Origin of the sequence: Methylovirgula ligni, from assembly GCF_004135935.1 — a bacterium.
GTDB lineage: Bacteria > Pseudomonadota > Alphaproteobacteria > Rhizobiales > Beijerinckiaceae > Methylovirgula > Methylovirgula ligni.
Genome location: NZ_CP025086.1, coordinates 1,394,767 through 1,419,546, shown reverse-complemented (window position 1 = coordinate 1,419,546; position 24,780 = coordinate 1,394,767). Strand labels below are relative to the sequence as shown.

The window sequence follows — 24,780 nt, the reverse complement described above, 5'->3', positions numbered from 1 at the left end:
ATCGATTCATGACCTTCGATGTGGCGGTCATAGGATGCGGCGTGGCGGGTCTCTCGGCGGCCGTTTCGGCCGTCGAAGCCGGAGCATCGGTTGTTCTGCTTGAGAGGGCGCCGAAGGCCGAGCGTGGCGGAAATTCCCGGTATACCGAAGCCTGGATGCGCATGAAGGACGAAACCGCCGTCGCCGATGATTTCGTCGACCGCATGCTTGCGGGGCACGGCGCCATCGGACCGGAAATGCTGCGCGAGGTCTCGCGCGACTACGACAACTGGCCGCCGAATGTAAAGGCTTACCCCTTCAACGATCCGGAACTTGTCCTGGCACTCGCCGAGGAAGCGCCGCCGGCGATGGCCTGGCTCAAAAGCCATGGGGTCAAATTCACCTTTCACAGTCCGATGCTGCTGCAAAAGGGGCCGGAGCGCATGGGACCCTCGGGCGGCGGCCTCGCTATCGTCGAGGCGCTGGCACAAAGCGCCGAGCGGCTTGGCATCGACATACGCTATGAAACAACCGGCCGGGCTCTCATCCTCGACGATGTGGGCACAGTTCGCGGCTTGCGATGCTGGGCACCGGAGAAGGGCCTTTTCGTGATCGCCGCCAATAATGTCGTCGTCGCATCAGGCGGATATCAGGGAAATCTCGAGATGATGACCCGTTACGTCGGCGCTAACGCGCATCTTACGCGACCGGTTTCTCCCGGCGGAGTCTACAACAAGGGTGAGGGCATCGAGATGATGCTGGCCGCAGGGGCCGCGGCGGCCGGCCAATACGACATGTTCCACGGCGAGCCTGTCGATCCTCGCTCGCCGCGCCACGAAGCGCTGATCGCTGTCGTCAACTACGGCATTCTCGTCAACAATCAGGGCGTGCGCTTCTTCGATGAGGGGACCAACCGGTACGAATTCATCTACGACGACATTTCCTGGACCATCATGCGCCAGAAGATGGGGATAGCACATCTTCTGTTCGACAGCCGTCTTTATGAGATCCCTAACATCAAAACGCGCATCAAGACGGACCAGGATCCCATCCGGGCAACATCGGCGCGTGAAATGGCGCAAAAAATTGGCGTGCCACCTGCGTCGCTCGAGGCGACACTGAGGAAATACAACGCCGCTGTGCGCGAAGGCCTCTATGACACCGCCGCTCTCGACGGAAAAGCCACCGAGGGCATCGTTCCGCCCAAGTCGAATTGGGCCCGCGAAATAAACGAGGCCGATCTTTACGCTTTCCCGATCATGTGCGCCAATACCTTCACCTGCGGCGGCGTGAAAGTGAACAGCAAGGCGCAGGTCGTCAACCGCGACGGATATCCCATTCCCGGCCTCTACGCCGCCGGCGAAACCGTCGGTCTCTTTTATAATCTCTATGTCGGTGCGACGTCGGTCCTCAGGGGGATCACGCTCGGACGTATTGCCGGACGGACAATCGCGTCCTCGAGATAAGGCAGCGGACGCGGCGATAAAAGGATACAATCTATGGCTGGGAACGGCGTGCGTCTGGCGGGCAGGAAGCTTCTCATTACCGGCGGCGGATCGGGGATCGGGGCTGCGACCTGTCACCTTTTCGCAGCTGAAGGCGCCCGGGTTGCCGTGCTTGACCAAAACGGCGACGCAGCGAACACGATCGCCGAGGAAGTTAATGGGATTCCGATAACCGTGGACGTTCGCGACGAAGCGAATGTGACCAGTGGCGTGCAAGCGGCCGCAAAAGCCCTGCAAGGCCTCGATGGCGTGGTCAATGTCGCGGGAATCAGCATTGCCAAGCCGTTCGAGGATACCGATCCCGCGCTTTGGGCTCTCGCTCTCAGCGTCAATCTCACCGGCCCTTACCTTGTTTGCCGTGCAGCACTTCCCTTTCTCCTCGAAAGCGGGAACGCAACGATCGTCAATATCGCGACCGGCGCCGCGCTCCAGCCTCTTCCCAACCGGAGCGCCTACGCGGCCTCTAAGGGGGGGCTTATCGCTTTTTCCAAAGTGCTTGCGGTCGAGCTCGCGCCAAAAGTTCGGGTCAATGTCGTATGTCCCGGCGGTGTCGATACGCCTTTTGTCCGCAATGAGTTTAAGACCGAGGAAGCGATAACCCGCATTACGTCACGCTATGCCCTGCGACGCCTCGCCAAGGCCGAGGAAATCGCGGCCGCCATTCTGTTCCTGACAAGCGACGAATCAAGCTATGTCACCGGCTCAACACTCAGCGTCGACGGTGGGCGGACGTTCCATTAGAACGGGAGACGGCACAGCATCTGGAGGTCGCTCGTTATGCCTCCGCTTTTCGACGCCGCTTCTTCTTGGTTTGCTCCAGAGCGCCGACTTCGGCTCCAAACATCTCTTCATAAGTCTTTCGCAGGAGATCGCGATTGACATAGACATGCTCGCGCATCAAAGCCTCCGCGCGCAACGCGTCGCGCACTCTCAGCGCTTCGACGATCTTAGTATGCTCACGATGCGATCTTTTTCGCTCTTCGTGCGTATAGACGCTGCGGAAGAAATCCGTATTGGGGCTCAGGCGGCTGTCGAACATGCGCGGGATTCGGCGCACCTGCCGCAAAATCTCCTCAAGCGACTTATTCCGCGTTGCGACGGCGATCGTTGTGTGAAACTCCGTATTGAGTTCGCTCCACGCCTGATGCTGGCGCGGCCCCCAGTCTGGCCCGTTAACGATCTCTTCCCCACGAGCGATCAATTTATCGAACTGCGCGAGCAAGGCGTCAGATATACCGCGCTCCGCGAGCAGGCGGCAGGCTAGCCCCTCGAGATTGGCACGCACGTCGTAGGCGTCGATAACATCCTGAAGAACAACATTACGCACCGCGTAGCCGCGGTTGGGCGCGTAAATGAGAAGCTCCTCGCTCGCAAGGACCCGCAGCGCGTCGCGTATCGGCGTCCGGGATACTTCGAGATCATTCGCCAGCGCAAATTCCTGCAAACGCGCGCCGGGCGCATAGGTGCCGTCGAGCACGCGCTCGCGCAGCCGGGCGATGACGTTCTCCGTGACGGTAACTGCTTCGCCCAACATAGAAAGATTTTCCTTAGGCAAATTCGTTGTTTCGCTATCGCATATTGCAAATGATCGCGTCATTCGGCGGGATTAGATAGAATCGGCAGGCGGATTTTGGCGCCTTTTCCAAAGATATCTCCGCTGCTCGATCGCGCATCTCCAGCCAGTCGCCGAAAGAGAGGCTTTCCGCTTGTTAGCATACAAAATATGCTGGAGATTCCCACTTGTCGAGACGGCCGGGACGTATATACACATATTGCATGCAAGCTCATCTTTTATAGCGCAGCGCCTGAAGGACGCTAGGTACGGCGTGCCGTGCTGCATCTATGAAAGCGCCGGCGCATGAAGCCGCACATGCGCGTCAGTCCGCTGGCGCATCAGTGTCACCGCCGCGCGTCAATAACGACGAACTGACGCGATACGTCCTCAACCACGCCGGGGAGCACAGATGTCTGCGAATATCGATGCGGGCGAGCTACTCGTCGAGACGCACGACAACATCCTATTATTGCGGATAAACCGGCCAAAAAATCGAAACGCGCTGAGTGCGCATTTGCGCAGATGCATGGTCGACGCAGTTGAAGGGGCGGAAGCGGACCAAGGGATACGCGCGATCGTCCTAACGGGAACAGATGATTTCTTCTGCGCCGGCGGCGACATCAATGAGTTCCAAAGCGTCACGGCCTCCACGCACCATGACCAGGAAAACTCGATCTGGAAGGTTTTGGCGGAGCGCAGAAAGACCATCATTGCTGCGGTCGAGGGATATGCACTGGGCGGTGGGCTTGAACTTGCTCTAATGACGGACATAATAGTTGCGGGTGAGACGGTAAAATTTGCTTTCCCCGAAGTCAAACTCGGTATTTTGCCCGGCGCCGGCGGCACGCAACGCTTTCCCCGGCATGTCGGCATGCCCCGCGCGCTGCGCTACCTGCTCACCGGCGACCGTTTCTCCGCGGTTGAGGCGCAGACGATGGGCCTCATCTCCAACCTCGCGCCCGCTGGCAAGGCTTTGGAAACTGCGCTTGGCATTGCCAGAACAATCGCCCGACATCCGCCGCTCGCGGTCGAGCAGATCCGGCGTGTTGTCCTCGACGGCGACGCGCTGCCCCTGCCTCGCGCGCTCGAGATCGAAGCCGCGGGATTGCGCCTGCTGCGCCAGACGCAGGATCATCGAGAGGGCGTCCGCGCTTTTCTCGAGAAACGGCCGCCCCACTTCTCCGGGCGCTGAACGATGCCGACCGGGGCTGTAACCAACGATGTCGGGGCGCGCCGATGTTCCCCGCGCATCCCTCGTTCTTTTATATTGCATGGAATATATCCTTAGTTTGTTTTGGCCATATTGCCATATGCCTCGGGCTGGTCGGCATTGGAGCGCGAGAATTTCTTCGTTTTAGCTGTATATTAACATCTGTCATGGGCCACGGCTGGCCGCCTCGGCGCTCGTTGCGCAATCGTCGAATATCTGATAATTGCATGCAAATTGCGCTCAACCGGGATTCGGACCGCATGAAACGTGAGTCAATGGACTTTGACGTCGTCATCGTCGGTGCAGGCCCGGCGGGCCTCTCGGCAGCGATTCGTGTCAAGCAGCTTGCACCCGAAATAAGCGTGTGCGTGATTGAAAAGGGCTCCGAGGTCGGCGCCCATATTTTATCCGGCGCAGTCTTCGAAACTCGCGCCCTGGACGAGCTTATTCCCGACTGGCGGTCGCGTGGCGCGCCGATCAATGTCGACGTCGAGCAGGACCGCTTTCTTTTTCTCACCAAGACGAAAGCATTCCCCTTGCCCGTGCCGCCGCAGATGAACAATCACGGCAATTATATCATCAGCCTGGGAAATTTGTGCCGCTGGCTGGCGAAGCAGGCCGAGGAACTCGGTGTGGAGATTTTTCCGGGTTTTGCCGCCGCCGAAGTTCTTTATGGAGAGAGGGGCGCGGTCGCAGGCGTGGCGACAGGCGATGTGGGAATCGGCAAGGACGGCAAGCCGACGGCACGTTTCGCGCCGGGAGTCGAATTGCGCGCGAAGCAAACGATTTTCGCCGAGGGTTGCCGCGGCTCGCTGAGCAAGGGCCTGTCCGCACGCTTCGATCTGCGCCGCGAATGCGATCCGCAGATTTACGGACTTGGCATCAAGGAGCTGTGGCGAATCGACCCGGCGCAGCACCGCCCGGGCCATGTTGTCCATACCATCGGCTGGCCGCTTGATAATAAGACCTACGGCGGCAGTTTCTTGTACCATCTCGACAATAATCAGGTATCCGTCGGCTTCGTGGTCGGACTAAATTACGCGAACCCTTATCTTTCACCGTTCGAGGAATTTCAGCGCTTCAAGACCCATCCGCGCGTGCGGGCCGTATTCCAAAACGGGCAACGCATTGCATATGGCGCGCGTGCGATTTCGGCGGGCGGCTTCCAATCGGTGCCGAAGCTCTCCTTTCCCGGCGGCGTACTGGTCGGCGACTCTGCGGGCTTCTTGAACGTGCCAAAAATCAAGGGCAGCCACACCGCGATGAAATCGGGGATAGTGGCAGCCGAAAGCATCGTCGCTCTTTTAAGAAAAAGCGGCGCCGAAGGGAAAGTAGCCGATCTCTACCAACCCGCGCTGGCGAAGACTTGGCTGTGGGATGAGCTCTATCGCGCGCGAAACATCAAGCCCGCATTCAAGTGGGGCCTGTGGAAGGCTGTCGGTTATGCGGCCTTGGACACTTTCATTTTTCGCGGCAACGCTTCATGGACTTTCCATCACAATCCCGATCACAAAGCGCTTAAGCCAGCGGCCAAATGCCAGCCAATCGTCTATCCGAAGCCGGACGGAATCATGAGTTTCGACAGGCTTTCCTCCGTCTTCCTCTCCAACACCAGCCACGAAGAAAACCAGCCGCCTCATCTCCGGCTAAAGAGCATGAGAACGGCGATCGACGTCAATCTCGCGCTCTATGACGCGCCCGAGCAACGCTATTGCCCCGCCGGGGTCTACGAGATCGTCGATGGCCCCGCATTGCGGATCAACGCGCAAAATTGCGTCCACTGCAAAAGCTGCGACATCAAAGATCTGACGCAGAATATCGACTGGAGCGTTCCCGAGGGCGGCGACGGGCCGAATTACCCGAATATGTAATTCAGCGAAGCCGCGTGATGCGACCGCTCGGCGACCGACATCGCCACGGTCACGGCCGGTTGGACGCGAACGGCAGGCCGCCGTTCATGCCGTTCCGCTAACAAAATCACGCAATATGGAATTAAAGCTATTCGCCTGCTCATACATGGCCCAATGACCGGCCCGCGCAATAATAGACGCCCGCGCGGACGGGCAGCGGCCGCGAAGCTCATCGATGCGTCGTGGGAGCACTCCTTTATGATACACATCTTCCTCGCCCCATATTGCCGCGATGGATCCGCGACGTGTCCTGAGCGCATTCCAGAATTGCGCATGAGCTGGCGCCCGCACGGCGATGGCAGCAAAAAATGTGTTTTTCATTTGTATGTAGATTGCGGCATCGTCGATCGCGGCGGGTGAGGCGAACATGATCGCGGCGAGGTTGTGCTTCTGCGCCGAGATCATTTCGTCAAGGTCGCGGATGGCGCGCCATGATCGTGGCTTCATCTGAGGCTCGACCCGCTCGGCGAAGGCATGCGGCCCAACAAGAACGAGATCACGCACGCGTGCGCCCAGTTCCGACGCCATATCCGCGGCAATCCTGGTCCCAAAAGAAAACCCAGCGATGGAAATTTCGCCTTCGCCGCCGGCGATCTCGCGGAACCCCCTGGCCAGAGAGACGCCCACTCCGTCCAAGGTCCGGTTCGCGGGATCACGTAATATCGAATCGCCAAATCCCGGCAGATCGGGAACCCAGACGGAATTCGCCGATGCAAGAGGCGCGATATTACGAAGCCAATGCAGCCACGAGCCATAGGCGCCGTGGAGCAGGACGACGGCGGGCCCGGCGCCCCACTTTCTCCATGTGATGCGTGCCGCCATATCTTCGCTCGTGAAATGCGTGGCCAAGCCCTCGATCACACCGATTTCCGCGCGGGCGGCGCCGAATCGTTCCGATTCGAGCATTTCCGTGAAGGTCAGCATCGTCAGAGCGTCGCGGCGGACTTCAGCGCGGTAGCCCGAGCACGCGCTCGGCGATGATGTTTCGTTGGATTTCCGACGTACCCGAATAAATGGTGGCCGAGCGCGAAAGCAGAAACTCGGCCTGAAACGAGCCATCGTCGATCGCATGGGGATCGTCGCGGACATAATTTGCCGCTGGCCCTTCGATCTCAAGGGCGAGTTCGGTCAGGCGCTGATACATGTGGCTCCAGTAGAGCTTGGTGAAGGTCGCTTCCGGCCCCGGATCCTTGCCTTGCAATACGCGGCTGAACGCACGTAGGAGATTTAGGCGCATCGCCTCCACGTCGATGTATATTTGCGCGAGCTTCTGCCGAATCGCTCCATCTTCGATTGCGGGGCAGCCGTTTCGCCGACACCGCGACGCGATTTCGACCATCTCCAGAACCTGCCTCTTGAACCGGACCTGCCGTGCAAGGGCCTCTTCCGGACCCCGCTCGAAAGCGAGTGTCGTCATCGCTATGCGCCAGCCCTCATTGAGACCGCCAACCAGATTTTCCCCGGGGATGCGCACGTCGTCATAAAAGACCTCGCTGAAACCCGCCCGACCGGTGAGACGCACAAGTGGTTTGACCGTGACGCCCGGAGTCTTCATGTCGAGGAGGAGGAAGCTCAGGCCCTTATGTTTTGGCGCTTCGGGATCCGTCCGGACCAGGAGCAACTGCCATTGGGCATGCTGCGCCATAGTCGTCCAGATTTTCTGTCCGTTCACGATGAAGTCGCCGCCATCCCGGCGCGCGGTCGTGCGGACGGACGCAAGATCGGAGCCCGCATTCGGCTCCGAGAACCCCTGGCACCATACCTCTTCGGCGCGCAGAATCGACGGCAGAAACCTCTGGCGCTGGGCCTCGGTGCCATGTTTTATAAGCACCGGAGCCGCCAGATAGCGGCCCATGAGGTTCAGTCCTTCCGGCGCATTGATTCGCGCAGACTCCTCCATGAATATGGCCTGCTCGACGAGTGTCGCGCCGCGGCCGCCATATTGCTTCGGCCAGTGGATACCGCTCCAGCCGCCTTGATAGAGTTTCCGCTCCCAGTCCAGTCGGAACTTTGCCCAGCTTTCCTCTTCTAAAGGCTCTTGCGACCTTGGCCCCCATCCATCGGGCAGATTTGCATAAAGCCAGTTGCGCACCTCCCTGCGAAACTCCTCCTCCGCCGGCGTAAATTGAAAATCCATCGCAGGTTCCCGTCATTCGCCGAATTTCGGCGGCCTCTTTTCAGCGAAAGCGCGCAACGCCTCGGCGTGGTTTGGATCGCTCGCGGCTATCGCCATATAGGCCGCTTCAAATTCGACCATTTCATCGAGTGTGGAACGCTCCGCGCGCCGGAGCAGCGCCTTGGTCAGACGTGTCGCGCCGGGCGCATGGGCGGAAATCTCGCGTGCAATGTTCAGGGCCTCGGTCATAAGATCGGCATCTGGAACGACACGACTGACGAGATTGACCTCTTGCGCTTCCAATGCGGAAATGCGCGCGCCACGCAGACACCACTCTCTCGCGCGCGCCGGCCCGACGCGTCGCGTCAGGAGATAGGCCGCGCAGGCATCGGGGATCAGTCCCACTTTCAAAAATGCCGGCGAGAAATAGCTCGATTGCGCGGCGATGATAATGTCTGCCGCCAGCGCAAGACTCATTCCCGCACCGACAGCTAATCCGTTCACCGCAGCAATAATTGGAACCTCGAGCTCAACTAAAGGTACGATGACGTCATGCAGAAAATTCCTCAGACGATCGCGGATAGTGGCAGGGCTGCGATGTGGCTCCATCTCCTTGATGTCCCCGCCAGCGGAGAAAGCCCTCCCGCGCCCGGTGAGAATGACACAATGCACGGACCGATCATTGCGGATCGTCGAAAACACGGACTTCATCTCCGCCCGCATAGCGCCATTCCAAGCATTGAGCGCCTCGGCGCGGTTGAGCGCGATAGTGAGAATGCCATCACGACGCTCGGTCGATAAGGTCGAATCCGCCATCTCGGGAACCTTAACTATATCGACGCACGACGAGAGCATCGACGGCGACCAGTTCGTCGCCGCTACAGATCAGCGGATTGATATCCACTTCGACGACTTGATCTTTGTGGTCTAGGAGGAACTCGCCGACACGGCAAATTACGTCCGCCAGCCTGGCCGTATCGGCGGCGGGCAGATCGCGAAAGCCCTTCAACGCCTTTGCCGCGCGAAGGTCGTGCAACATCTTCAAGGCCTGGGCGTGGGTCAGCGGTGCCGCCCGTGTCACCGAGTCAGAGAACAGTTCCACGAGAGTCCCGCCCAGGGAAACGACAACAACCGGCCCCAGCTCCGGATCAACACGACCTCCGACCATTATTTCGAGGCCGCGCCTTGCCATCTTCTGGACGAGCACGCCGTTACGGCGCGCGTTCGGGATTTTGCTCGCCAGCGCATCGAGCTCCCAAAAGGCCTGGCTGACTGTGCCGGTGTCGTTGAGCCCAATCCGAACGGCGCCATATTCCGTCTTGTGGAGGATGTCCGGGCTTTCGAGCTTCAGGACAACCGGAAAGCCGAATTGCTCGGCGGCTTCCACGGCCTCTTCCAGCCGAGTGGTCAGCCTTTCGGCGACGACCGGCACGCCATAGGTCACAAGAATTTCCTTCGATTCCCGTTCGGTAAGGGCCGAGGTGGTCGCCACTTTAAGCAATCGTTCCGCTTCCAAACGTGCGTAGCTTGGAACGGCGATCCGATCGCTCGCATCACTTCCCCGCGAGACCTCTTCCCGCCTGTGCCAGGCGGCAATCGCAGCGAAGCACCGATCCATCGAGCGGAACAACGCCAAGTTCCGACTTGCCTCGATCTGCCTAACGCCCGGCCCTTCGAGCCATTCGCTACACCAGACGTAGCAAATGATCTTGTCGTGATTTTCGCCGAGTTCTTTCCACATCTTCACGCGCTGCTCGCCGATTGCATCCGCAAAAGGATGCGGCACAACCGCGACACCATATTGTTGATCGTGAAGCAAGGCTCCGGCGCTCAGGCGGAGCGGAGTATCGTCATTCAAGACCTGCGCGGTGACATCGCATGGATTGCGGCAGGCCGCGAATTCGGGAAGGTTCTCTTTGAGTATTGCCAGCGTCTCACCCGTTGGCTGTGGCATCGGCACGCGCCAAGCCTCGCCCTTATCTGCGGCGATAACGCCGGCGCCGCCAGATGTCACGACCGCGATGGCGCCGCGCGCCTTGGGACGCCCGGCCTTGGCAAGAAAAAGCGAGACTTCGACAATCGCTTCGAAGTCGTCGACCATGACTGCGCCGCGCGCTTCGCAGGCGGCCTTCCAGATTGCGTAGTCTCCGGCGACCGACCCGGTATGGGAAAGTGCAGCTGCGGAGCCGGCGTTGCTGCGCCCCGCCTTATAGACGACTAGCGGCTTGCCGGCCCCGCGCGCGATATCAGCCGCCTCTAAAATCTGACGCGGCGTCTCGGTTCCCTCAAAGACGCAGCCGATCGAGTCGCAATTTGGATCCTCGGAAAGATAAGCAACAAGATCGGCGATGCCGACATCGGCGGAATTTCCCGCCGTCAGCATATGGCTGATCGCGACGCCCCGTTCCATCGCCTGCGCCAGTGCCATGCCGAGCGCGCCCGACTGGCTGACGAGACCAAGATTGGGCCGTTGAAGCGGATCGAAACGTGCGGCGACAGTCCGTCCGAAGGCGACGTTGGCGCCATTGAGAAAATTATAATAGCCATAGCAGTTCGGACCGAGAAGGCGCGTCGGGCTAGAGCTGACAAGGTCGGCAAGGCGCGCTTGCATCTCTTTGCGCTCCGCCACGCCCGTTTCGGCATAGCCTGACGCATAGACGATGACCCCGCCGGCACCCACCTCGACGCATTCGGCAACAGCCTGCTCGACTAGATCAAACGGCAACGCGACCACTACGCAATCGGGCCTCGCTGGTAACGCGTGCAACGAGGGATAAGAGAGCCGCTCGCCGATACGCTCATACCGCGCGTTGATGAGATCAATGGTGCCCGCGAACGCAGAAAGATTGTGCAACGTGCGTTCGCTAAACGCTCCGGCGCGCGGCGAGGCGCCCACAATCGCAATCCGCTCAGGGTGAAGTAGCCTTTGCAGATCCGCATGACGATAGACTGCACGAGGGAAAAGGCGCGACCTCTCCCCGATTTGAATATTCATCGCAATGTTCACATTTCGCTGGTTAGACTGCTCGGGCTTCCTCAATCGCGTGCGCGATCAACTGCTCTCTGTGCCAGGACGCATCGCCGTAAGCATATTCGAGGAACTTTCCGCGCTTGATGAAGAAATGAAGATCATATTCCCAGGTGAATCCTATGCCGCCATGTATCTGATGCGCCTCATTGCAGACGAGTCGGCAGGCATCGCCCGCGAGCGCCTTCGCCATGGAGGCCGCTGGGCCGGCGCCGGAATCGCCCCCGCTTAGAGCCCACGCGGCAAAATAGGCGGCGGAGCGCGCCGTTTCCAAAGCCATGAACATATCGGCGCATTTATGCTTTATCGCTTGAAACGATCCTATTGGCCGGCCGAACTGCTGCCGTTGCTTTGCATATTCGACCGCCATATCGAGCGCTGCAGACGCACAGCCAATCATCTCCAAGGCCGCCACAACGGCGCATAATTGATGGAGTTGCTGCGCCGCACCCGTGTCGCCGCGCTCTGGAAGAACGTCGGTCGGCGCGAGCCAGACATTGGAGAATGCGACGTCGTAAGCTCGGTAAGACGGATCGATCGTTTCGTTCTGCCGCAGGGTAACGCCTGCGGCTCGGGGATCGCACAAAAACACCCGTAGGTCGCCGGTGTCCGTCCGCGCTGCGACCAGCAGGTTCGCCGCGTAGCTCGCGTAAGGCACGAGTGTCTTTTGGCCATCGAGGCGCCACCCACCCGTCTCGGCAGTCGCTTTTGCGGCGATCTCTTCCGGCCCAAAGCCACGGTCTGGCTCCTGAAACGCGATTGCGAGCGCAGGCTGGCCGTTGGCCAATGTTTCCGCAATGCGCTGCTTTTGCGCGCCGTCACCGAAACGAAACGCAAGCTCCACTGCGAGGATCGTCTGCGCGATGTCGCCCGGCGCGAGCCGGCGCCCGAGTTCCTCGAACACAAGCGCGAAAGACAGGAAGTCAAGGCCCAGGCCGCCTTCCGCTTCCGGCACCGGAGCTTGGAAAAGGCCGAGTTCGGACAACGCGCCCCAGAGTTCCGCGTCATGACCGGAACCGCCGATGGCGCGGCGCAGCTTTGCGATGCTCCAATTCTGCGAGAGCACGCCGCGCACGGAGTCGCGCAGCAGATACTGCTCTTCGTCGAACTCGAAATTCATAGGGCCTCCGCTTGCGGGTCAACGCCAGCCGAGGCGAGCTCGTCCAATTGCCGCACAACATTGACCATTACGTTTGGGCCGTCGGCACCGCCGATCGCGCGGCGACGGCGGCGGCGGACGCGCCAGTGACCGTTCTCCCTTGCGAGATCCCAATGGTTGAAACCGCAGGTAAGGATTTGATGCTCTCCGCGGCGCAGTGCCAGAACCGCCGAATAGCCTTCGGCGCTTGCCGTGTCGCCGCTGATCTCGACCGCCAGACGCCCCGAAACGTGCAGCGCTCGGTAGCGTGGCACCGCGGGAGCCGGCCCCACCGATTCATCGAGGAATAGGCGGGCGCCATCGCGACCGCGCCATTGGGCTCCTGCCTCGTCGCCAAGATCGATCACACAATCCGCTGTCAGATTGCCAACGAACGCATCGTCCTGTCTGAGATCGACCGCCATACAATATCGATTGATGCAATCGAGGACTGCTTCTTTCTCTTCCAACGAACGAAGCCGCCGCTCGATTTTTTCAATGCGGGCTGCAAGCGCGTCCTCCATCGACCGTTTCCTCATATATTGCATTCAATTCGCCTATACTAATTGGCGCATCGCCTGATGGTCAAGGCAAACCATGAGAGTATCGAAGCATATTGCATGCAATATATGTTGACAGACAGAGATTTGGCCGCTCGGCCCCGCAGATGCTCATTCAGCTGTTTGCGCTCACACCGGATCCCAGGTGAAGACCTCGCTGGATTGTTCGAGCGGCGTGAAGGCGCTTCGCAGTGCCGGCATCATTTCGGTCAGCGAAGCTGGCGCCCAGCCCTGCGCGGTATGAAGCGTGCGTATCGGGCGCGGCTGATTGAAGAGATAGATTTCATTGTTGCGCACGCCAAAAATCTGCCCGGAGATTTCGGCCGCGGCATCCGACACGAGATAGGCGACAAGCGGCGCGACCTTGTCCGGCGACATGCGCTGCAGACGCTCGACCCTCAACTTCTCCGCCTCCGTCTGCGTCGGTAGGGAGCTGATCATGCGGCTCCACGCTAAAGGCGCAATGCAATTCGACCGGACATTGAAACGCCGCATGTCGAGCGCAATGCCGCGCGCAAGACCGATCAAGGCCATCTTGGCCGCCATATAATTTGCCTGACCGAAATTGCCGATCAACGCCGACGTCGACGTGGCAAAGACATAGGCACCACCGTTCTGCTGCCGAAAATGCGGCGCGGCGGCCCTGGCGATCGCATAACCGCCGTTCAGATGTACGTCGAGAACGGACGTCCAGTCCTCCCAGGTCATTTTGTGAAAAATGTTGTCGCGCAGAATACCGGCGATGTGGATGACGCTGTGGAGCCCGCCAAGTTCGCCAAGAGCCTGCGCCACAATCTTTTCCGCGTTTCCGAGATCGGAGGCCGACAGCGTGCTCACGGCGGCCCTGCCGCCGCCGGCGATGATTTCCTCAGCAACTCTCTTGGCGGGTCCTAAATCGCGTCCAGTGCCGTCCAGAGTCGCGCCGATGTCATTGACCAGCACGGCCGCGCCCTCGGCCGCCAGCCCGAGGCTGACGGCGCGCCCGATCGCGCCGGCACCTCCCGTCACGATTGCGACCTTGCCTTCAAGAAGCCCCATCTTATTCTCCCGATTGAGCCGCCGCTATGCTGGCCCTTTACGCGCCGGCCTTGTTGTTTAGCAGTGGCGCCAGATAGCGCTGCTCCAGCTCCCTAATTTCTTCAGCGCCAACGAGGTTCTGGGAGATGCCGAAGCCCGCGAGCATATCGCCATAGCCGCCGATACCGCCCTGCTCGCGCATACGGCCCAGGACCGCCTTCACGGCGTGGATGGACGCTTGCATCAATGTCGAAGGCAAGCTGACGCGCGCGACGCCGGCATCCTGCAAGTCGGCGAACGTCGTGGATTGCGCCGATTTCCCGCCTTCGACGAGGTTGACCGCGACGGGACCGTGGATCAATCTAACCGCCTGACGAATTTGTTCGAGGGAGGACGTGCCTTCGACGAAGACCATCGTCGCCCCGGCTTCGAGGAAGGCATTGCCGCGTCGGACCACGCCCTCCAGACCCTCCGTGGCGAGCGCGTCCGTGCGCGCGTTGATGATGAAGTCCTGATCCCGGCGCGCTTCCGCCGCCGCCTTTACCTTCATAACCGCTTCGTCGAGCGGCAAAACGGTCTTGCCATCGAGATGGCCGCAGCGCTTGGGGAATATCTGATCCTCGATATTAATACCCGCGACCCCCGCCGCCTCAAAGGCGCGAACCGCCAAATAGGCGTTCACCGCATTGCCAAATCCAGTGTCGGCGTCGCCAAGAACGGGAATGTCGAGCGCCCGTGCGATCCGGCCGCTATGCTCGATCATCTCTCCCAGCGAAACGATACTGTAGTCCGATACACCGTAATGGCATGCCGCCAAGTTCGCGCCGGAAACCTGCGCCGCCTCGAAACCCGCCTGCTGAACCAGCTGGCCGGAAATGACGTCGTAGACGCCGGGCATGACGAGTATCTCGGTTCTGGTGATGAGATGTTTTAAGCGCGTCGTTTTCGCGGCCGCCATGGATGCATTCCATATGAACTGCACATCCGCGGGCGGCGCCCTTAGCGAATGAGGCCCCCGCAGCTCGATCCGGCAAACCGCTATCATCCCCATTCGTAAAAGGCAACTTTTTGCATGCAATATGCGGGGATTTGATTTAGTTCAGTTACACACTCTCCTTTGCGCTCATGGATAATGCATGTAATATAGAGCACAAAAGCCTTCTCGTCGACTGCGCAGCCTGACCGTCACAACCCTACTGGGCACCCGCGATCAGAAGCGTCGCCAGGGGCGTCAGACGACGGTTATCTTCCCCAGTTCCGCGTAAAACGGGCCCCCGATCCGGGCGATGGGGTTGAGAGCTGCCGTCTCTATCTTGCCGTCAACCATCAGCCCGTCTCTAATGTGAAAGACAAGGATCTCGCCGACGACGAAGACGTGCCAACGGCCGAAGGAAATCATATCCGCAGCCCGGCACTCGAAGCTCACGGGCGCGCCTGCAAGCCGCGGCGTGCGAAGCCGCAGACTGTCGGCAAGTTCGAGCTCCAGAAGTTCAACCTCGCTCACCTCGATCGGCAGCGCCTCGCTGCTCTTGTGAAGCGCCGCCAACATGCCTGTATCAGCAATGTTCACCGCAAACTCACCGTGGGAGCGGATGTTGCGCTCGGTATCTTTCACTCTGCCTTCCCGATGCGTAACGCCGAAGCCGATCATCGGCGGCTCGGTCGAAAGAAAGGTGAAAGCGCTGAACGGAGCAGCGTTGACCTTTCCATTGGGCGAGAGCGTTGTCACCCAAGCAATCGGGCGCGGCACGACAACGCCGGACAGCAGTCGGTAGGCTTGCTCTGCCGAGAGACTTTCTGCGGAAATTTGCATTCTTCCTGCCCCGTAAACTTACATTCCGCCGATGCGCCCATAGGGAGACACCAAATTATATTGCATACAATAACAGCGAAAGGTAGATTGGCCCGTGTCGATTCTTCACATTTTGCACGCAATATGAGTGAAAATTGCCGAGGCAGGGAGTACCTGCGGCTCCAGTCAACGAAATATACATTCAGCTCTCCCGCGGCACTACGACTGTGCGCGTGTCACTTTCGCGGGTCGCAGCCGAAGTGCGTGAGACATCTACCTTCGGCCCAATGACATCGTGACATTAATTCGCGATCCCCAGACGTTCATCGCCTACGGCGCGACAGGCCGCAGGCGGAAATTCCATTTGGTGTTGAGGCATTAATCTCGCACAAGCTCTGGCGAAAACTGACGGACTTCTGGATTATCGCGGCGCGCGGCCTGAGCCAGTCACCGATCGACGACATCGAGAGACCTATTGGTCCCCCTTGGAAAAGGCGCAGGCCATGAAGATGCTGGCCCGTTCGATCATTAGGTCACCTGATGCGGTGCGTTCATGCATCCCGCGCTCACCGTCGAAACCAGCGCTGACGATCTCATGATCGTCTCCGATGTTTACGATTCTGCCACGCGGCTGCGTTCCTTCAAACTCATCGCGGATGCCGCCTGCCTCGCGGTCGAACGGCCGGCGTTCTCCAGCGAGACCATCTGAGCAAGCACCTCGGAGATTGACGTATCGTATAGACGTGTCAGCGGCGCCCAGAACATTAACTACAGGCCTTAGCCTCGCGGCGTTCAAAGGAACGTGCGCAGGTGGAGATGCTAACGGGAGGCCTTGGCCTTGACGCTCGCAGCCAATCGGCGCTGACAATCCCATAAGATCCTCTCACGTCTTTAGCATGCGGCTTGCCGGAGCAACGCGCGGCGCTTCGGTCGTAGAAGGAGAATTTCATGACATTACGGGAAGTTGATCATCTCCTTGTCGGTGGCGGTGTTGCGAGTGCCGTCGCTGCTGAAACACTCCGGCTCGAAGGGGCCGGCTCCATTCTAATTTTGTCCTCTGAGGGCTTGCCTCCCTATTACAGGCCGCCGCTCTCCAAGCAATTTCTGCTTGGCACACGCGATGAAACGCAAATTCTCGTCCGTCCCAAAAGCTTCTACATTGAGCAGGCGATAGAGCTTGGGCTGAACACTGAGGTGATTGCAGTCGATCCTATCGAACAGATAGTGACGACAGAGACGCGGGAGCAGATTCACTATCAAAGGCTCCTGATCGCGACAGGCGGCAAGCCGAAAACTTTATCTGTTCCCGGCATCACGCTCCCCGGTGTCCATCAACTGCGCACTAAGAACGATTGCGATGAGATCCGCGGCACGATCGCGGCCGGCGCAAAACATGCCATCGTGCTCGGTGCGAGCTTCCTCGGCATGGAAATCGCCATGTCTCTCGCCGATCTGGGCCTGCAAGTTACGGTTATCGAGCTTGGCGACCAAGTCCTCCCGCACCTCGAAGCCCCAGTCGTATCCGAATATTTCCAGCGGCATGCCCAGGATAGAGGGGTTGCGTTTCTGCTTCACGACACCGTTGCTGCGGCGCATGGCCAAGACAGAGTTCGCGAGGTTGAGACGATATCCGGCCGTCGGCTGGCATGCGATCTCCTGATTGTGAGCATCGGCGTTGAGCCCACGACAAATTTCCTCAAGAGCAGCGGGATCGTGCTGAACGACGGACTCGTTGTTGTCGATGACTTACTACGGACAAGCGCAGCGAATGTCTTCGCCGCCGGAGACGTCACAAGCTTTTATGATCCGGTATTCATGAGACACCGCCATATCGAGCATTTGGATAACGCGGTCAAGCAAGGGTCACTCGCGGCTAAAAATATGCTTGGGCGTAGATTACGATCCGACACCGTATCCTATTTCTTCTGTGATATCGGCGACCTCAGTTTCAACGTCCTCGGTGCGCCCGAGGAGGCCGATGATCAGATCGCGAGGGGAGCGCTCGAAGCGAGTTCTTTTGCTTTGTTCTATCTCAAGAATGACGTGCAGCGCGCTTTGTTGTCGATTGGCCGTCCCACCGAGGAAACCCGCGCGGCCGAGGGTCTCATTCGTTACCGCGTCAATCTGCGCGGGATAAAGGAGAGACTGGGAGATACGACTTTTCTTCTCGATCAAATTCCCACTCAGACTGTACTAATTCTGCAGGGCGGCGGTGCGCTCGGAGCCTTCGAATGCGGTGTCGTAAAGGCGTTGGAGGAAGAACAGGTTTTCCCGGATATTATTGCGGGAATCTCGATAGGAGCCCTGAACGGCGCGATCGTCGCTGCTCATCCGCGCCACGCAACAGAGGCCCTCGAATCTTTTTGGACCGACCTCTCGGTCAAGTCGATTTCGACCCCTTTGCAGGAAGCAGGCCGCGCGGCTACCTCGATGGAGATCCTGATGTTCGGGGTGCCAAATTTTTTTAGGCCGCGGTGGATGTCGTCCTTCTTCAACCCCATGACAACGCCATCAAACTGGATCAGCTATTACGACACGGCACCGATGAGGAAGCTGATTTCTCAATATGTCGACTTCCCGGCACTCAAGTCGAGCCCGGTACGCCTGCTGGTTGGCGCAGTCAACGTGACGAGCGGGGAGCTCCAAATCTTCGACAGCTACGTCGACGACTTGACAGCGGATCATATTATCGCCAGCGGCAGCCTGCCGCCGGGATTTCCATGGACAATTATCGATGGCAAAGCCTACTGGGACGGCGGAATTATCAGCAATTCGCCGCTTGATCTGGTCATTGATCGCTGCGGTCCGGACGGCAAGCGCGTCTTTATCGTCGACCTTTTTGCGGGGCAAAGGCCACTGCCCACGAACCTGATGGAAGTAATGGCCAGGCGCGATGAGATTGTCTATTCCGAGCGCATTCGCAGCGATCTAAAGCACCGGGAAACAGTCGCCGCGTATCGAGCGTTGATCGACGCTATTTTGACCTATGTCGAACCGACCTCCGTCGCAAAGATCAAACAACGTCCACTTTACATCGAGTTGATGGGTGACGGGGCCGCGATGAAGATCACGCGCTTTGAGCGCGCGGGTGTGGCGGGGGAACCATCTTCGCGGGACTACGACTTTTCGGATACGTCGATACGGCTCAACCAATCGGAGGGTTTTGAGCTCGTCAAGAAGACGCTCCAAGGTGGATAATCTGCTGAGCGAGTTCTTGGACGCCCATCTAACAACGGCTGACCTACGATCGATGAAATAAAATATCAAACCCCCGATATCGCCTCGGTTGGCAACACCTCCCGATAGTGCTCCTGCGGCCATTAGGAGTCGCCGGTCATACGGCGTAAATTGCCCTCTGCGGCCGTCCAGTGGGATCGTAGGCTCGAACTACTTCATAATCTTGGAAGCGCCGCTCTAACTATGGGAGCTTTCAGGCGCTCCGGATGCGCGTTCTTGCGCGAGCGAGCACTCCCAACCGCGCGGTGTTACCCGCGTTCGGTAGTTTTTCGATATATGGTTGCCGGCCAAGCCAACGCCGTTGGTATTTCACTTGCAATCGACGTCACGAATTGGGAGGTGGAGCCTGTGTTCCACTTTGCTTTGACCGTGGGCGCCAAGACGACACCAACGCCGACGAGATAAACGACTACTAAAAGAGCGATAAGCATGCGCATGGGTCATCTCCGTATGGCGTAGACCAGTAGAACCGCGTCGCGTCGGGATAGTGAAATTACCGCGCCCACGTCGAGTCCTTCGCTAAGGCGAGGTCCGCCTCATCGGGAACGGCCCTGACGACATTGAGTTCCGTGCATTTGGACTTTGGAGCGACCGTAACCGCGCAGAAGTTGCCGACCGCGCTCCATTAGGTATGGGGCGATTTCTAAATGATTGTGCGCATGAATCCTCTGTTCGAGTTCGCCGCGACCGTGGGAGAGTTGGTTCGCCGGCCGCGGAAACCCTGCGCCATGTCTCGCGCGATCTCGACCACGGCGCGCCGGCGACGGCAGAGAACTGGCACGTCGTCGGCATTCGCCACTAGGCGGAGTGAGTAATCCAGATATCGAAGCCGACCAAGGAGCAATTCTTTTGGTCCGCTTTCAAGCACCGTGGATATTTACCTAGACGACAACGGGCCGAAAGCAGCCGTTCCGCTCTCGGATGCGCAAAGGCAAGTACGGACATTGAAGCCCTAGAGGCCAGTAACGGCTACAAATCAGGACGGAAACGTTTCATTACATTCTTTTGAGTGCCATCGACTTCCATTCGGACAGTGTCGGTATCTTCCTCGGCCGGTTTCACGCATTTCCGCAATAGTTCGCCATATTGCTCTCTTTCTCGCGGGCTGAGCCGGCTGAGACTGATGTCAAAGGCATCGCTAAGAGTTTTACGACCTCGTTCGCACACTTTGCGTCCAAGCGGAGTCAGCTGGATTTCAAATCGCCGCAAATCTCCCGCTACCGTTTTTCTTTTCACATACTGGGCCTGTTCCAGTTTCTTGATCAAAAAGGTCACCGTGGGCTTCGGCAAGACCAGACGTTTTGCAAGCGCAGCCGGATGCTTCAGTTCTTCAATTGCTGCCAGCACAAAAAAGCCTTTGACGTCCAACTTATCCTCTGCCAGCGCACGCTCCGCATTTTGCGTGATGCGCTCGAAGAACTGATGGTGCAGCTGAAGAAGGTCCCAACTGTTCATATTTTTCCTTGACGGGCAAGCGATATAGTTTAATATGGAACTATTCCATATGGAATAGTATTGTAGCCCGACTGGAGGATCGTTGCCATTGGCTAAAACAATCTTGATCACAGGGGCCTCCAGCGGCATCGGACGCGCTACCGCGCTCTATTTCGCTGCAAAAGGCTGGAATGTCGCCGCAACCATGCGCGATCCACTCAAGGCCGATCTCGCGCTTAAGCATCCACAAATCAGCTTGTTCGCCTTGGATGTGACGAATGAAGGTTCAATTGCGCAAGCCCTGACCGAGTCGTTGACTCGTTATAAAAAGATCGATGTGCTGCTGAACAATGCAGGCTACCCCTTGTTCGGCCCGATCGAAGCGGTCGACGATCGTCAAATCCAACAGCAATTTGCGACGAATGTATTTGGCTTGGTCAGTGTTACGCAACAAATACTTCCCGTCATGCGTAAAGCGGGCGAAGGTTTGATCATCAACGTTTCTTCCGTCGTTGGCCGTATGGCTCTCCCCTACGCGGCGTCGTACATCGCGACAAAATTCGCTGTAGAAGGATTGAGCGAATCTATGCGCTATGAGCTGGAGCCATTTCATATCCGAGTGAAATTAATCGAACCCGGCAGCGTCAATACCGAATTCGGCACAGGCAGTATGCAAACAGCGGTGAGTGACCCTTATCGAGCCAGCGTGACCAAATTCTTGGCCTTATTTGCGAAAATAAACGCTAAGGCGTCCGAGCCAGAGGCGATTGCGGAGGTAATCTACCGTGCAGCAAATGATGCAAGCAATCGGTTGCGTTACCTAGCCAAACCCGGCCTATTCTTTTGGTTGAATCGGCTTTTGCCCGACTTCGTGTGGCGCCGGATGTTGGTGAAGGCGATGGTCAAATAGAAAAAGGAGAGCAACGTCGCGTCTGCTTTCACGCAGACCGAGGCTCATCTTAACGACCGAGATGGGCGCAAAGCGATCCATCGAGCATGTTCGCGGCGGAAAGCTTCCAGCTTCATAATAGAGACGTGCTTTACGTCTCCAATGCACCGATCACAAGCGTCCAGAAAGTGCTCGGCATAATGAATGGCGTGACGGGTCCTGGCGCATCGGCAGCGAGCACTTGCATTTCTGCTGGATGTTGACCGATCGCCTGAGAACGGCTTCTGCATTCTCCGCTATCTGATCCATCCCTATCGCGCCGAACGGCCGGCCTTCTCCAGCGAAGCCATCTGAGCAAGCACCTCGGATGATCGGAGCTGGCCGTGAGGAGACGGTCCGGTTTCGGAAACGGGGAGGACGAAGCGGACGCAGGGTTGTGCCGAGGCTTCGGGCAAGATCTGACCCAAGTCGTACGCCGGGGATGTCCGCTTGCAGGTATTTTCCACTGCAAGCATCGCCGGCGACCTGCCCACGCGTCAGTCGCGCGATATGGGCAGCCCCGCGAGAAGGGGAGCGTACGCGGCAAGCCTGCGGGATACGAACTCAGTGAAGAGCCGCACGCGCTTCGTCTTGCGTGTCTCCCCCTGTGTGAGAAGCCAGAGCGTTCCGTACATGTGCAGGTCGGTGCCCGGCACCCTTTCCAGTAGGGGGTCGGCATCGCCGACGAAACACGGCAGCGTGGTCATCCCGATCCCTTGCCGTGCTGCAACGATCTGCGCCTCGGCGTCCGGGGTCCTGAACGGAACCTTCGTGGTGCGAATCTCACCCTCGCGGGCCCAGTCCGGGAATCCATGAAGGCTGATGACGATCCGCCGGATGGGATCACGCGCGCCCGCATGCCACGTGGCCAGTCGATCGCTGGCCATGTAGACGCCGCCGAATAGCTCCGGTCCCTTCAGGCCGTGAAGATTGAGCGGCAGGGTTGCGCGATCGGGGACGACGCGGATGGCGATGTCCGCCTCTCGGTTGGTCAGATTTGCCCGCTCGCCCGATGGCGAGATTTCCATCTCAATGTCCGGATGCAGACGAGCGAAATCGGCGAAGTCTGGCATGAGCAGGTGCGTCGCGAGGAACGGTGCCAACGTCACCCGCAGAAGCCCGCGCACGCTTTGGTCGCGGCCGAAGACGCGCGTCTCCAGCCGGTGCGACGACGCTTCCATCTGCTCCGCGAGCTCGAGGATCTCCTCGCCCGCAGCCGTCAGGCGGTAGCCCGAAGGCAGCTTTTCGAACATGTGCGCCCCAAGGCGTCCCTCGAGCTGAGCGATGCGTCGCAGCACGGTCGAGTGGTTCACCCCGAGGCGCTCGGCGGCAGCCCGCACCGAGCCTCCGCGCGCGACGGCAAGAAAGTAGCGAACGTCATCCCAGTCGATCATGGTGCGATCTGGCGCCGCGCGGTGCGCCTTCCAAAGTCCGTGTCCAACAACATCGAACAGCATCTCGTCGGTGGGTAGCAGGGCGGTGATCATAACCCATGCCGGCAAGCGCGGCCCAATCCTGAATAGCGGACATCGATCGTCGCGGCTGGCGTCAGTCGTCCAGCCGGATCGATTTCGCACCACCGATGTGCGCGCTTCCGCACTCAACGCCTGACGCCGGCGGACCCATCTCGAGGTTCTCGGGGGCCTCCCCGGACGAGCCAAAGATGGAGCCGGAAGGAAGCATCATGTCCCAAATGGGAACAGAGACGCTGCCCGACACGACAAAAGGAGAAGTCATGGGAAAGCTTGAAGGAAAGGTTGCTGTCATCACGGGTGGATCGAGTGGCATGGCGCTGGCGAGCGCCAAGCGGTTCGTTGAAGAAGGCGCCTATGTTTTCATCACGGGCCGGAGGCAGGAGGCGCTCGACGAGGCCGTTAAGCTGATTGGCCGGAACGTGACCGGCGTGCGCGGCGACGCGGCCAATCTCGACGACCTCGACCGTCTGTTCGACACAGTCAAGCGGGAAAAGGGCGAGATCGACGTCCTGTACGCAAGCGCCGGCACGGGCGAAGCCGTCCCGCTGGGCGAGATTACCGAGCAGCATTTCGATGCGGCCTTCGGCCTGAATGCGCGCGGCACGCTGTTTACGGTCCAGAAGGCGCTGCCGCTGTTCAACGACGGCGGATCGATCTTCATGACCGGCTCAGTTGCTTCGATCAAAGGTTTTCCCGGTTACAGCGTGTATGCGGCGAGCAAGGCGGCGCTGCACGCATTCGCACGCGGATGGCTCAACGAACTGAAGGGCAGGAATATCCGCGTGAACGTGCTGCACCCGGGGCCGATCGCTACACCGATGCAGGACCAAGTTCTCACCGAGGAGGCGAAGCGGATGTTCGAATCCCTCATCCCGCGGGGAACGATGGGTCGTCCCGAGGAAATCGCGGCGGTCGCTCTGTTTCTCGCTTCAGACGATTCGAGCTTCGTGAATGGGGTGGAGTTGTCTGTCGACGGCGGCTTCTCGGCCATCTGAAGTCGTGCCGGATCGCGGGAAGTGGCTGACCGTCCGGCCACGCGGAGTTCACGGCAGGACGTCTACGCGTCAATTCAGAAATCGAACCGATGACGCGCATCGCTTGAGGCGGTCCGAAGATCTCGCGAAGGTCGCCATGCAGCGAAACGGATAACCTAGTGCCGTTAAAGGCCGAGAATCAATATCAACACGGATCGGAGAAGTATTATGAGCTATGCGATTGTAGGATTCGGTGCGATAGGCCAAGCCCTCGCCCGGGCCTTCGCCCGTAAGAACATCAAGGCGGCCGTCGCGAGCCGACGGCCGCCCGAGGCGTTGGCGCCGCAGGCTCGGGCGATTGGACCCACGATCGTCGCCAAGTCGCTGCGGGATGCACTCGAGGCCGATACAATCATCCTGGCGGTCCCGTTCCGGGAGCATCGCGAGGTTGCGAAGGTCCTGCCGAGCTGGGAAGGCAAGACGGTCATCGACGCGACGAACGCGTTTGGAGTTCTCCCTGAAGAGTTGGACGGTCTCCCGTCTTCCGCCTTCGTCGCGAAGGCGTTCACCGGCGCCAAGTTCGTGAAAGGCTTCAATCACCTGATTGCGGCCACCCTGGCTGCCGATCCGATCGTCGAGGGCGGCCACCGGGTTATCTTTCTGTCGAGCGACGACGAGGATGCGACCGCTCCCGTGGCGGCTTTGGCCAAACAACTCGGATTCGCGCCCGTCGAGCTAGGAAAGCTCAACGAGGGTGGCGCGCTGGTGCACGCGCGCGGCCGGACTTGGGGCCAGCTGATCTTCCAAGACCTGTTCAAGAAGGAGCAGTAACGGATTTACAGGGTCCAGAAGACTTCTCGTTAGCTTCTATTGCCGGTTGCGGGAGTAGTAGTCGGGACGACCAAGCCCGGCTCGTGTCGGG

21 protein-coding genes are annotated in these 24,780 nt (G+C 59.1%); 9 read left to right on the top strand and 12 right to left on the bottom strand.

The features are described 5' to 3' along the window. Nucleotides 1-8: 8 nt before the first annotated feature. Entirely contained in the window at nucleotides 9-1,445 is a 1,437-nt protein-coding gene (locus tag CWB41_RS06885; protein ID WP_115834976.1) for an FAD-dependent oxidoreductase, read from the top strand. Between the two features lie 33 nt (nucleotides 1,446-1,478). Then, the gene (locus CWB41_RS06880; protein WP_115834977.1) at nucleotides 1,479-2,225 is read left to right on the top strand and encodes an SDR family NAD(P)-dependent oxidoreductase; all 747 of its coding nucleotides are present in this window, start codon (nucleotides 1,479-1,481) and stop codon (nucleotides 2,223-2,225) included. 34 nt (nucleotides 2,226-2,259) lie between these two features. On the opposite strand, the gene CWB41_RS06875 is transcribed toward CWB41_RS06880, so the two are convergent. Further along, entirely contained in the window at nucleotides 2,260-3,018 is a 759-nt protein-coding gene (locus CWB41_RS06875) for a GntR family transcriptional regulator (protein ID WP_165204095.1), read from the bottom strand. Between the two features lie 430 nt (nucleotides 3,019-3,448). On the opposite strand from CWB41_RS06875, the gene CWB41_RS06870 reads away from it, so the two are divergent. Continuing rightward, complete coding sequence (locus tag CWB41_RS06870; RefSeq protein ID WP_115834979.1) at nucleotides 3,449-4,231, top strand: enoyl-CoA hydratase-related protein; 783 nt, start codon at nucleotides 3,449-3,451, stop codon at nucleotides 4,229-4,231. A gap of 245 nt (nucleotides 4,232-4,476) precedes the next feature. Beyond that, nucleotides 4,477-6,120 carry an electron transfer flavoprotein-ubiquinone oxidoreductase gene (locus CWB41_RS06865; RefSeq protein WP_245411116.1) on the top strand — a complete coding sequence of 548 codons (1,644 nt, stop codon included), beginning with the start codon at nucleotides 4,477-4,479 and terminating at the stop codon, nucleotides 6,118-6,120. An 84-nt stretch (nucleotides 6,121-6,204) separates the two neighbouring features. Here CWB41_RS06865 and CWB41_RS06860 read toward each other — a convergent pair whose 3' ends face one another. From CWB41_RS06860 to CWB41_RS06820, 9 genes are all read right to left on the bottom strand, one after another. Next, the gene (locus CWB41_RS06860; protein ID WP_165204092.1) at nucleotides 6,205-7,083 is read right to left on the bottom strand and encodes an alpha/beta fold hydrolase; all 879 of its coding nucleotides are present in this window, start codon (nucleotides 7,081-7,083) and stop codon (nucleotides 6,205-6,207) included. 22 nt (nucleotides 7,084-7,105) lie between these two features. Continuing rightward, nucleotides 7,106-8,296: an acyl-CoA dehydrogenase family protein gene (locus tag CWB41_RS06855; protein WP_115834981.1), complete on the bottom strand. Its 1,191-nt coding sequence runs from the start codon at nucleotides 8,294-8,296 to the stop codon at nucleotides 7,106-7,108. Nucleotides 8,297-8,308: 12 nt separating this feature from the next. Next, nucleotides 8,309-9,091, bottom strand: coding sequence for an enoyl-CoA hydratase/isomerase family protein (locus tag CWB41_RS06850; RefSeq protein ID WP_165204089.1), 783 nt, complete (start codon nucleotides 9,089-9,091; stop codon nucleotides 8,309-8,311). A gap of 10 nt (nucleotides 9,092-9,101) precedes the next feature. Beyond that, nucleotides 9,102-11,270, bottom strand: a complete 2,169-nt coding sequence (locus CWB41_RS06845) for an acetate--CoA ligase family protein (protein ID WP_115834983.1) — start codon at nucleotides 11,268-11,270, stop codon at nucleotides 9,102-9,104. A gap of 22 nt (nucleotides 11,271-11,292) precedes the next feature. After that, nucleotides 11,293-12,423: an acyl-CoA dehydrogenase family protein gene (locus CWB41_RS06840; RefSeq protein WP_115834984.1), complete on the bottom strand. Its 1,131-nt coding sequence runs from the start codon at nucleotides 12,421-12,423 to the stop codon at nucleotides 11,293-11,295. After that, a complete protein-coding gene (locus tag CWB41_RS06835; protein WP_165204083.1) occupies nucleotides 12,420-12,965 on the bottom strand; it encodes a nuclear transport factor 2 family protein in 546 nt (181 codons plus the stop codon). Before CWB41_RS06835 ends, CWB41_RS06840 begins: the two co-directional genes overlap by 4 nt. A gap of 165 nt (nucleotides 12,966-13,130) precedes the next feature. Beyond that, nucleotides 13,131-14,039 (bottom strand): SDR family oxidoreductase, encoded by a 909-nt coding sequence (locus tag CWB41_RS06830; protein WP_115834986.1) that lies wholly within the window; start codon nucleotides 14,037-14,039, stop codon nucleotides 13,131-13,133. A gap of 37 nt (nucleotides 14,040-14,076) precedes the next feature. Further along, nucleotides 14,077-14,976, bottom strand: coding sequence for an isocitrate lyase/PEP mutase family protein (locus CWB41_RS06825; RefSeq protein ID WP_115834987.1), 900 nt, complete (start codon nucleotides 14,974-14,976; stop codon nucleotides 14,077-14,079). 273 nt (nucleotides 14,977-15,249) lie between these two features. After that, on the bottom strand, nucleotides 15,250-15,831 hold the full coding sequence (locus CWB41_RS06820) for a flavin reductase family protein (RefSeq protein WP_115834988.1): 582 nt from the start codon (nucleotides 15,829-15,831) through the stop codon (nucleotides 15,250-15,252). Nucleotides 15,832-16,363: 532 nt separating this feature from the next. Between CWB41_RS06820 and CWB41_RS16490 the strand changes: the two genes are divergently transcribed. Together CWB41_RS16490 and CWB41_RS06810 are read left to right on the top strand one after the other, a co-directional pair. Further along, a complete protein-coding gene (locus tag CWB41_RS16490; protein WP_342633294.1) occupies nucleotides 16,364-16,519 on the top strand; it encodes a hypothetical protein in 156 nt (51 codons plus the stop codon). 239 nt (nucleotides 16,520-16,758) lie between these two features. Next, nucleotides 16,759-19,008 (top strand): FAD-dependent oxidoreductase, encoded by a 2,250-nt coding sequence (locus CWB41_RS06810; RefSeq protein ID WP_115834989.1) that lies wholly within the window; start codon nucleotides 16,759-16,761, stop codon nucleotides 19,006-19,008. A gap of 1,008 nt (nucleotides 19,009-20,016) precedes the next feature. On the opposite strand, the gene CWB41_RS06805 is transcribed toward CWB41_RS06810, so the two are convergent. Beyond that, nucleotides 20,017-20,613, bottom strand: coding sequence for a MarR family winged helix-turn-helix transcriptional regulator (locus tag CWB41_RS06805; protein ID WP_129396428.1), 597 nt, complete (start codon nucleotides 20,611-20,613; stop codon nucleotides 20,017-20,019). Here CWB41_RS06805 and CWB41_RS06800 point away from each other — a divergent pair. Then, a complete protein-coding gene (locus CWB41_RS06800) occupies nucleotides 20,591-21,391 on the top strand; it encodes an SDR family oxidoreductase (RefSeq protein WP_115834991.1) in 801 nt (266 codons plus the stop codon). The two genes, CWB41_RS06805 and CWB41_RS06800, sit on opposite strands and share 23 nt — an antisense overlap. Before the next feature lie 515 nt (nucleotides 21,392-21,906). Here CWB41_RS06800 and CWB41_RS06795 read toward each other — a convergent pair. Beyond that, a complete protein-coding gene (locus CWB41_RS06795; RefSeq protein ID WP_115835473.1) occupies nucleotides 21,907-22,803 on the bottom strand; it encodes a LysR family transcriptional regulator in 897 nt (298 codons plus the stop codon). Between the two features lie 341 nt (nucleotides 22,804-23,144). On the opposite strand from CWB41_RS06795, the gene CWB41_RS06790 reads away from it, so the two are divergent. Together CWB41_RS06790 and CWB41_RS06785 are read left to right on the top strand one after the other, a co-directional pair. Next, nucleotides 23,145-23,879 carry an SDR family NAD(P)-dependent oxidoreductase gene (locus CWB41_RS06790; RefSeq protein WP_115834993.1) on the top strand — a complete coding sequence of 245 codons (735 nt, stop codon included), beginning with the start codon at nucleotides 23,145-23,147 and terminating at the stop codon, nucleotides 23,877-23,879. Between the two features lie 207 nt (nucleotides 23,880-24,086). After that, nucleotides 24,087-24,689, top strand: a complete 603-nt coding sequence (locus tag CWB41_RS06785; RefSeq protein WP_115834994.1) for an NADPH-dependent F420 reductase — start codon at nucleotides 24,087-24,089, stop codon at nucleotides 24,687-24,689. The last annotated feature ends 91 nt before the right edge of the window (nucleotides 24,690-24,780 follow it).

Excerpts from the sequence above, each read along its gene's own strand:
- CWB41_RS06865 (WP_245411116.1), top strand. The coding sequence starts at position 4,477 with ATGCAAATTGCGCTCAACCGGGATTCGGACCGCATGAAACGTGAGTCA.
- CWB41_RS06825 (WP_115834987.1), bottom strand. The coding sequence starts at position 14,976 with ATGGCGGCCGCGAAAACGACGCGCTTAAAACATCTCATCACCAGAACC.
- CWB41_RS06855 (WP_115834981.1), bottom strand. The coding sequence starts at position 8,296 with ATGGATTTTCAATTTACGCCGGCGGAGGAGGAGTTTCGCAGGGAGGTG.
- CWB41_RS06880 (WP_115834977.1), top strand. The coding sequence starts at position 1,479 with ATGGCTGGGAACGGCGTGCGTCTGGCGGGCAGGAAGCTTCTCATTACC.
- CWB41_RS06845 (WP_115834983.1), bottom strand. The coding sequence starts at position 11,270 with ATGAATATTCAAATCGGGGAGAGGTCGCGCCTTTTCCCTCGTGCAGTC.
- CWB41_RS06835 (WP_165204083.1), bottom strand. The coding sequence starts at position 12,965 with ATGGAGGACGCGCTTGCAGCCCGCATTGAAAAAATCGAGCGGCGGCTT.
- CWB41_RS06785 (WP_115834994.1), top strand. The coding sequence starts at position 24,087 with ATGAGCTATGCGATTGTAGGATTCGGTGCGATAGGCCAAGCCCTCGCC.
- CWB41_RS06795 (WP_115835473.1), bottom strand. The coding sequence starts at position 22,803 with ATGATCGACTGGGATGACGTTCGCTACTTTCTTGCCGTCGCGCGCGGA.
- CWB41_RS06850 (WP_165204089.1), bottom strand. The coding sequence starts at position 9,091 with ATGGCGGATTCGACCTTATCGACCGAGCGTCGTGATGGCATTCTCACT.
- CWB41_RS06790 (WP_115834993.1), top strand. The coding sequence starts at position 23,145 with ATGGGAAAGCTTGAAGGAAAGGTTGCTGTCATCACGGGTGGATCGAGT.
- CWB41_RS06860 (WP_165204092.1), bottom strand. The coding sequence starts at position 7,083 with ATGCTGACCTTCACGGAAATGCTCGAATCGGAACGATTCGGCGCCGCC.
- CWB41_RS06810 (WP_115834989.1), top strand. The coding sequence starts at position 16,759 with ATGACATTACGGGAAGTTGATCATCTCCTTGTCGGTGGCGGTGTTGCG.
- CWB41_RS06870 (WP_115834979.1), top strand. The coding sequence starts at position 3,449 with ATGTCTGCGAATATCGATGCGGGCGAGCTACTCGTCGAGACGCACGAC.
- CWB41_RS06885 (WP_115834976.1), top strand. The coding sequence starts at position 9 with ATGACCTTCGATGTGGCGGTCATAGGATGCGGCGTGGCGGGTCTCTCG.
- CWB41_RS06830 (WP_115834986.1), bottom strand. The coding sequence starts at position 14,039 with ATGGGGCTTCTTGAAGGCAAGGTCGCAATCGTGACGGGAGGTGCCGGC.
- CWB41_RS06820 (WP_115834988.1), bottom strand. The coding sequence starts at position 15,831 with ATGCAAATTTCCGCAGAAAGTCTCTCGGCAGAGCAAGCCTACCGACTG.
- CWB41_RS16490 (WP_342633294.1), top strand. The coding sequence starts at position 16,364 with ATGCATCCCGCGCTCACCGTCGAAACCAGCGCTGACGATCTCATGATC.
- CWB41_RS06875 (WP_165204095.1), bottom strand. The coding sequence starts at position 3,018 with ATGTTGGGCGAAGCAGTTACCGTCACGGAGAACGTCATCGCCCGGCTG.
- CWB41_RS06840 (WP_115834984.1), bottom strand. The coding sequence starts at position 12,423 with ATGAATTTCGAGTTCGACGAAGAGCAGTATCTGCTGCGCGACTCCGTG.